The 7,319-nt window shown below is 57.2% G+C and carries 6 protein-coding genes and 2 pseudogenes; 6 read left to right on the top strand and 2 right to left on the bottom strand.

Annotation, left to right across the window (positions count from 1 at the left end; all coding sequences use genetic code 11):
• The coding region (locus NKI61_RS31740; RefSeq protein ID WP_352842298.1) for an integrase core domain-containing protein at nt 1–253 on the top strand (253 nt) is incomplete at its 5' end.
• 63 nt (nt 254–316) lie between these two features.
• On the opposite strand, the pseudogene NKI61_RS33035 reads toward NKI61_RS31740, so the two are convergent.
• Together NKI61_RS33035 and NKI61_RS31735 are read right to left on the bottom strand one after the other, a co-directional pair.
• Nucleotides 317–555, bottom strand: a pseudogene (locus NKI61_RS33035) (GGDEF domain-containing protein); the annotation flags it as partial.
• Nucleotides 556–720: 165 nt separating this feature from the next.
• On the bottom strand, nt 721–1,197 hold the full coding sequence (locus NKI61_RS31735) for a YciE/YciF ferroxidase family protein (protein ID WP_031208426.1): 477 nt from the start codon (nt 1,195–1,197) through the stop codon (nt 721–723).
• A 173-nt stretch (nt 1,198–1,370) separates the two neighbouring features.
• Between NKI61_RS31735 and NKI61_RS31730 the strand changes: the two genes are divergently transcribed.
• From NKI61_RS31730 to NKI61_RS31710, 5 genes and pseudogenes are all read left to right on the top strand, one after another.
• Nucleotides 1,371–1,622 carry a GlsB/YeaQ/YmgE family stress response membrane protein gene (locus NKI61_RS31730; RefSeq protein ID WP_031208424.1) on the top strand — a complete coding sequence of 84 codons (252 nt, stop codon included), beginning with the start codon at nt 1,371–1,373 and terminating at the stop codon, nt 1,620–1,622.
• Between the two features lie 843 nt (nt 1,623–2,465).
• Nucleotides 2,466–3,269: pseudogene (locus NKI61_RS31725) on the top strand (CHASE3 domain-containing protein).
• A complete protein-coding gene (locus NKI61_RS31720) occupies nt 3,266–3,820 on the top strand; it encodes a sensor histidine kinase (RefSeq protein ID WP_352842297.1) in 555 nt (184 codons plus the stop codon). Before NKI61_RS31725 ends, NKI61_RS31720 begins: the two are co-directional and overlap by 4 nt.
• A gap of 99 nt (nt 3,821–3,919) precedes the next feature.
• Nucleotides 3,920–5,080, top strand: a complete 1,161-nt coding sequence (locus tag NKI61_RS31715) for a sugar ABC transporter substrate-binding protein (protein ID WP_245276535.1) — start codon at nt 3,920–3,922, stop codon at nt 5,078–5,080.
• A gap of 380 nt (nt 5,081–5,460) precedes the next feature.
• Nucleotides 5,461–6,429 carry an SDR family NAD(P)-dependent oxidoreductase gene (locus NKI61_RS31710; RefSeq protein WP_023807645.1) on the top strand — a complete coding sequence of 323 codons (969 nt, stop codon included), beginning with the start codon at nt 5,461–5,463 and terminating at the stop codon, nt 6,427–6,429.
• Nucleotides 6,430–7,319 lie beyond the last annotated feature (890 nt).

The following is a 7,319-nucleotide window of genomic DNA, read 5'->3' as shown; positions in this document are numbered from 1 at the left end:
CCCATGGACCAACGGCCAGGTCGAACGCATGAACCGCACGATCAAGGATGCGACCGTCAAACGCTTCTACTACGAGAGCCACGACCAACTGCGCCAGCATCTCGCCGATTTCGTCTTAGCCTATAATTTCGGCCGTCGACTGAAGACCCTCAAGGGCCTCACGCCCTTTGAATACATCTGCAAAATATGGACAAAAGAGCCCGAACGATTCAGGCTCGATCCAACCCATCAAACCTTGGGACTAAACATCTAGCAGGTAGTCAGCCCTGTTCGTTCGATAGTCTTCTTTGTGGATGGACATTGCCAAATCTCCCAAGAGCATGGGTAGCGCGACCGCCCTTGGAAGCATCATCATGTTGAGCGCAAGCGTCAGCAAGCCACCCAGATCATCCACGGGCGGATGATCTTCCGTGTTTGCGCACAGACCCGAGCTCGAAACAGATACTTGATCTCGCCCGTGAGACGGATTTCGCGCGTGCGCCGCGCCAGGAGGCGGTCAACTTCGGCCGATATGGCGGGGTCTTCCTCAGCTTCGACGTGCTCTGACAAAACGATGGACCTCCCTCATCCTGGCGAAAACGAAAGCTTGCCAGATTATCTGAAGATCGATCTGTGGCTGACTTGGCGTCCGTGCCGATGATTGCGGCCTGCATCGAACGCAACGGCCCCCGGTGTTTAAACCGAAGGCCTGTCTGTGGGAATCAATCGGCGCTCAGGTGATCAGTTTGTCCTGTTGATCGATGTTATCGCAAGGTTCGTCAGCTTGTTGTTGGTGGCCTTCTCCTCGTCGAGGATCTCGCTGAGCAGCTTATGCGCCTCGTCATGCCCCAGTTCCTTTGCCCATTCCCTTAGAGAGCCGTACCGGGAAATCTCGTAGTGCTCGACGGCCTGGCAGGCGGCCAGCAGGCCCGCATCGAGGGCTGTACCTGAGGCTTCCTCCATCAGTCCATCGGCTTCCTTGATCAGCCCCTCGATGGCGTCGCACTTCTCGCCAGAGGCCTTCCTGCCGATTGACTTGAACACCTGCTCCAGCTTTTTGATCTGCCCCTTCGTCTCTGCGAGGTGATCCTCGGCCGCTTTCTTCAGCTTGGCGTCGTTCGCGGCTGCGGCCACTTTGGGCAAAGCCTTGGTAATCGCGTTCTCCGCGTAATAGATGTCCTGGAGGGTGTGTTCAAAAATATCGGCCAGTGTCTTCATCATAATACTCCATTTGCCGGAAGCGGCTTCGGGAGAAAGTGCAAGCAAAGCGAATGGTTCCTTCGGCTGGGAAGGACGACGTGATATCCGGTATAAGCGGATATGCTGAACACCTGATGTCCCCGGAACTTTATTGGCGTTCGGTACGTTTTGCCGCCGAACCATCGAGGTTCATGGAAAATCCAGGTGTTGGTTGGATAGCAGCGATTGTCATCGGCGGTGTCGCCGGCTGGCTTGCCGAGATGTTCATGAAAAGCAACATGGGTGTGCTCATGAACATCATTTTGGGGGTCGTCGGCGCAGTCGTCGCCAACGTTCTTCTCGGGCTGGTGGGTGTATCGCTGGCCGGCTGGCTTGGCTATCTTGTCGCCGGCTTCATCGGTGCGTGTATTTTGATTGCCGTGGCGCGAATGGTTAAGCGCTGAGCCTGAATCAACCTTGTGCACGAGTTACATGTGGCTGAGACGCGTGATGCTTAGATCACGCGTCATCTTTCGCATTGGAAAATCGAGGTATCTAGATAGGTCGCGTCGCCGGACCGTTCTGCCTTACGTGTGGAGGTGACGGCGAAGCAATCTGATGTTGCGATTGTTCGACTTAGATTACGTTGATCGAGCTAAGAATTGGGATGCTTCCCATGACCGTATAAAGCAGGACGTTGCCTGCATGGGGGAGACGAAGCCATTTCCGGCACCGCAGTTTCGGGCTCGCAAAACCATATAACTGGATGCCTTACCGCTGCCGACCGACGGCAACGGTCGGGCCCGCGCTCTCCGTCCTGGGTGGCGCGGCCGCTTCGGATTCGATTCTGCTAAATCGTCTGACGGGTAAAGCTCTCGAACCAGCATGGCGATTGGACGATGGCCTTTGGCTTCACGACGGATGTCGGCCTCGACCACCACCCACATCCCGCAAGCGCTTGACGCGCCTCTGCACCGCAGTGGCTGAAAGGTCCACCATCTAACTAAGTTCTTCGACTGTCGCAGGCCGTCTTTACATCGTTTAGCCCCTTCAGGGCTTCAGGCAGCGACGAGTGCCATAGGACCCAGTCCCGCCACTCGATTCGACGAAAATCAAAGGCGCAGTAGCGAAAAACGTTTTCATGGGGACGTTTTCTCCGAGGATCCAACGCCACGTTCATCGCTTGTGAAACTTTCGCGGCTGCGATTTGCGCTTACGATCATGCGCGCGGCGAATTTGATGAAATAGGTAAAGTAGCTATCGCTACATGATGGCGCGCCCGCTTGAAATCGGGCAGGAATGCCCGGATGCAATTTTCCAACCGCAAAATTGTCCGACTCACCTTCGCCTCCCTGCTGGTAGGGTTTGCGGCGCTTATGGCAATCGTCGCTACCAATTTCTGGCTGGGGCAGCGCGCTCAATCCTATTTCGATAATGCGCTCGAGGCGCGCGATACGCGTATCGCGGCTGTGGAGTTGAGAAATGCAATGCAGACGGCCGAGGCGAGTGAGCGCGGCTTTGTCATCACCGGAAACGAGATATATCTAGGTGCTTATCAAACGGCAAAGGCATAGGGACAGCGCCACCTCGAGGCGTTGCAGACATTGCTGACATCCTATGCCAATTCCGAGACGACACTTGAACGGCTGTCCGCAATTTGCACCACTAAGTTCGATGAGATGGACCAGACGATCGCTCTCAAACGAGATCAGCGCGACGCCGAGATACTTGCGATATTCCGCACGAACAGGGGCAAGGCTTTGACTGACGAAGCCAACGTGTTCTTTTCGGGCATCATTGGACGAGCGGATGACCGATTGACCTCCGGTGTAGCCGAACAAAGCGCCAACAGCGGGTGGCTGCGACTCGTTTCGGCAATCGGCGGTCTTGTCATCGTCGCCGTGGTTGGCGGAGCCGCCTATGGTGCCGCGCGCTACACTGAGAACTTCGCGATACACGCGATGAGGTCAATGCGCTCAACAGCCAGCTGGAACAACGTGTCGCCACTCGGACCGAAGACCTGGCGAAGGCGCGCGATCGGGCCGAAGTGCTCTTGTCAGAGGTCAATCACAGGGTCGCCAACAGCCTGGCTCTCGTATCGTCTCTGGTGAATCTGCAGTCGAAGGCTGTCGGAGATCGCGCCTCCAAAGATGCACTCGCCGAAACCCAGGATCGCATCTTTGCGATCTCGCTCGTGCACCGGCGGCTCTATGGCTCGTCCGATGTTCGCTCGGTCGACCTGGACGCATATCTGACTGGGCTGCTCGACCACCTGCGTACATCGATGCGCAGCCAGGTTCACGGCATTAGCCTGTCTTACAACATCGAGCCGATCGATCTTGAGACGGACACCAGTATCAACCTCGGCGTTGTGGTCACTGAACTGGTCACCAACGCTTTCAAGTATGCCTATCCGGATGGTGTTGGAGAAATCCGGGTCCGGCTCAGTAAGCTAGCAGGCGAGCAAGCGGAATTGGTGGTCGAAGACGACGGTGTTGGGAAGGCGGATGGCGCGCCTGCCAAAGGAACCGGCGTCGGGAGCAGGATCATCATTGCAATGTGCATCAGTCTGGGCGCCAAGATCGACTATCGAAATCTCCAGCCTGGCACCGCCGCTCATCTGGTGTTTTCGACAAAGCCACGGCGCGTCATCGCGGCCTAGTAGACCGCGCTATCACAAGGTGGAACGCTGACTGCAACAGGACCACGAGCATTGACATGACAATCGCTACCGCCAGCGGCGGATGTCGAGGGGGCAAACGTGTTTGATCTGAAGAATATTGCCGGTCGATGGCCAACCTGGTCAGCGATAGCTTTGCTTTCGATCGCGACAATAGGGGGGAGTACTTTCGCCAGAGCCCAGCAGGGCACTCCTGGAATCACGCAGCGGACGGTACTTCCCAGCTTCAATCCGAACGCGCCCTCCTGCAACGCGCCGGCTGATCTGACGAGGGTGCTTGCCTACGTGCAGGAGTACGACCGCGACTTCCTGCAAGGGGTCGACCATGGTCTGTCCATGGCTGCAAAGAATCGCAGCCTGGAGTATCGACGAGTGTTAGCGGAAAATGATGTGGGCAAGGCGATAGCCCAGGTGCAGTCTTTGGTCGCCGCGAAGGTTGGCGCCATGGTTGCCACCTCTTCGGACCCGGTGGCTTTCAGTCCTGCTCTTCAGCAGGCGATCTGGTCGGGAGCGTTTGTTGGCACGATTGTACCTCCACCGGCAACGCTGCTGCTCAATGCTCCGCAATATCGAACCGGCAAGGTGCTGAGCGATGCAGCCATCGACCATATCAACACCAGGCTGGGCGGGAAGGCCAAGGTGGTTTTGCTGACCCAGGATACGATGGAGTTTCTGGCGCCCCGGTTCGCGGCAATGCGAGACGGCTTGAATGCGATGCCGGGCGTGACGATCATCGCCGATATCGCGCCCAAGCCAGTTACCAAGGAAGGCGGCGCCGCCACCATGAAAACTATCCTGCTGGCCAATCCGGATGTCGACGTCGTGCTCGGAGCAGATGCGGTTGTGCTGGGCGCGCTGGAAGCGTTACGCGCGGCAGGCAAAGACCGACCTGACCAATTTCTCGGCGGAATTGATGGGGAGCCGGAAGCGGTAGTTGAAATCAGGAAAGGGAACAGCCCGTACAAGGCGAGCATCTCGTTGTCCTCGCCCGTCTTCGGATATGCCATGGGGCAGTTTGCGGCCGACTGGCTTGAGGGCAAAAGCATCCCGCAGGCGATGGACATCCTTCCTATAGCCCTGACAAGTGCCAACCTCGCGCAATACGAAGCCGATTTGCTGGACCCAGCATCGGCATATGCCGATGCAAAGCGGCGGGATGCCTACCTGAAGATGTATGGAAACATCTGCTATGACAGCCGCGACCGATATATAAATTTCCCTTGGTCGTCTGAGCTGAAGTAGCCGCATTGTGCGGGGTTTCTCAATATCCATCGTTCTTAATCCGGGTCCAAGCATCAATTTAGACATGAAGCCAACGTCGAAACGCGTTTGCGGTGAATCAAGGCCGCCCGCGTCGTGAAGATCAGCTTTGCGCCTCATCTCGGACACTCAAGCAGATTTGAGCACTTGCTGAAAGCGGCGTATATCGTTGGCTGGTCCTCTCGGTTCCTGCCGATTAACGGAGCTACTAGAACTGAGGAATCGGATGACGTGAGGGACGGTCTGCTACCGGCCCGAGGGTCCACATTCCTTTGGTCAGGGCGTGCTGGGCGACAGCACCCAGGGAAACTGCTATTGGGTTTGTGTGCCGAGCATTCGTAGGGGCGAAGCTAGGGAACAAAATGCGCGAACGGCAGACTCCGCTCTATACGCCTTTTGGGCCTGCCATGACGGCGTTGGAAGTGGCACGTGGCATCGACCTTACCGGGCACGTTGCAATGGTGACCGGTGGTTCTTCCGGGCTTGGCTTGGAGACTGTTAGAGTGCTTTCTGCATGCCGGGCTAGCATCTGCGTGCCCGCGCTTGACCCAATTGCCGCCCAAGCCGCTTTGAGCGGAATTGAAGGGGTAGAGGTCTGGCCCGTTAACTTGATCGATCAGGTCTCAGTCCAAACCTTTGCCACCACCTTTTGCGAGCGCCGAAGCCGACTTGATATCCTGGTCCTAAATGCGGGCGTGATGGCCAGGCCTCTGTTCCGCGATGCCGATGGTCACGAAGGCCATTTTTCCATCAACTACCTCGGACACTTTCGGCTGACAGCGCTGCTATGGCCAGCTTTACTTGCTGCGGGGAAATCTCGCGTGGTTGTCCTCTCCTCCCGAGCCCATCAGATGTGCGATGTCGATCTGGATGATCTCGATTTTGTAAGACGACCCTATGAGAAATGGATGGCCTATGGCCAATCTAAGACCGCCACCGCGCTTTTGGCGGTGGCGCTCGACAGGCGTGGGCGCCGTCACGGCGTGAGCGCCCTCTCCGTACACCCCGGAATGATAATGACACCCGGGATCCGTCATCTACCCCGGTCCGAGATCGATGCTGTCGGTGCTGTCGCCCCAGATGGGTCTCCGATAAGCGATCCGGCGAGGGATTTGAAAACCGTAGAACAAGGCGCGGCGACGACAGTCTGGAGCGCGACCTCTCCTGCCTTGGACTCGATAGGCGGCGTCTATTGCGAGAATTGTGACGTAGCACGCATAGAGCCCGACGAGGCGTTTGGGGTGCGCCCCTATGCCATCGATCCCGAGAGGGCCGAGAGGTTGTGGCGCGCGAGCGCAAGTCTGACTGGATCGGACATTGCAAAAACCTGAGGCCCCATGCTTGGGGCGGTCCGCCCAAGCGAAGTCGCGTTAAGCCCGCAGAGATGGATCGTAGCTCCGCTACCCGAGGATCGTATGTTACTTGGAATCTCCGGTCGTCAGGGCGAAACCGGTTATTGATCGCCACAGCGCTTTACCGCCGCCGACTTGGCCCCAGTTGCCAGCCTCACGCCCGGGGCCGCCTTAGATCACCCTCGCTATTGCCATTCAATTTCCGACGCAAAGGTCGATACAAGGCGAATAGGTTTCAGGGCCGCTCACCATTTAGACTTAGGTCCGATTCTTTCGCGCAAATGGCCGATGTCGGAAACATTTCTCCTTCTACTTTGTTGCAGTGGCCGTGCCGTTGAGGAGAACATGCACAGTGCCTCTATCAAATGAACTGCGCGACGTACCTATAGAATTCCAATGCCCCTCCTGTTCGTGCCCAATGGTGAGAAGGGGATCCTGGCTGAAAACGATTGCCGGTTTCAACTGCGATAGCTGCAGGTCCAGAGTGCGGATCGGCTACGAAGAGAAGCTGGCCATATTCGACCGGCACCTTAAGCGACGCGCGCCGGATCTGGGCCGACGACCAATGGAGTGCGATCCCGGCAACGGTTCCTGAGAGTGTGTCGGCGATTCAAGCTCCAACTGCTAGCGGCTGAACTTCTGCCGCAAGTCCAAGCTTTCATCTGGTCGCAGCGTCAGGTGGCTCTTTCGTCCGTACGGAACCGATGATGGCGAGAGGCTTCGATGCGCTCGGAGCACCGAGCAGGTCGACACGCTTTTGGTAGCGACCACCATCTCTAGCTGACCGCTTCGACGCTCTGACGAGGTGCGAGCAACTTGATCTTCAATAGTCTTTTTCGAGCCAGCATGCTCGCCGCCTCTGCGATACG

The organism is Mesorhizobium sp. M0514 (genome assembly GCF_040321145.1).
Lineage (GTDB): Bacteria > Pseudomonadota > Alphaproteobacteria > Rhizobiales > Rhizobiaceae > Mesorhizobium.
This window is presented reverse-complemented; position numbering and strand designations above follow the sequence as displayed.